The sequence below is a fragment of the Enterobacter sp. 725m/11 genome (assembly GCF_011683705.1).
GTDB classification, from domain to species: Bacteria; Pseudomonadota; Gammaproteobacteria; order Enterobacterales; family Enterobacteriaceae; genus Enterobacter; species Enterobacter bugandensis.
Genome location: NZ_JAAQOK010000126.1, coordinates 1 through 402 on the forward strand (window position 1 = coordinate 1; position 402 = coordinate 402).

Here is a 402-nt window from a genome sequence, read left to right on the forward strand (position 1 = left end):
TTCCGCTACGATCCGCTCGGTCGGCGCATCAGCAAAACGCACCAGCAGATGCTGGGCGGTCAGCCAACCGGCAAGCCAGTTTGTCTGGGAAGGGTTCCGCCTGCTGCAGGAAGTGCACGGGGACGTGCCGCTGACCTACGTCTACAGCGATCAGGACAGCTACGATCCGCTGGCGCGTATTGACGGCGTTGATGCCCCGGAAATATTCTGGTTCCACTGCCAGCCCAACGGCACGCCGGAGCGGATGACGGATATCGAAGGGCAGGTGCGCTGGGAAGGGGTCAACAGCGCCTGGGGTAAGCTGCTGCGGGAAAGCGAGACGCAAGTATCAGGATATTCTCAGAACCTGCGCATGCAGGGGCAATACCTGGACCGTGAGACAGGGCTGCACTACAATCTGTT

Annotated in this window: 1 pseudogene; it reads left to right on the forward strand. The window is 60.7% G+C overall.

The annotated features are described in order from the left end of the window. Nucleotides 1-402 (forward strand): annotated as a pseudogene (locus HBA26_RS22705) (RHS domain-containing protein); the annotation flags it as partial.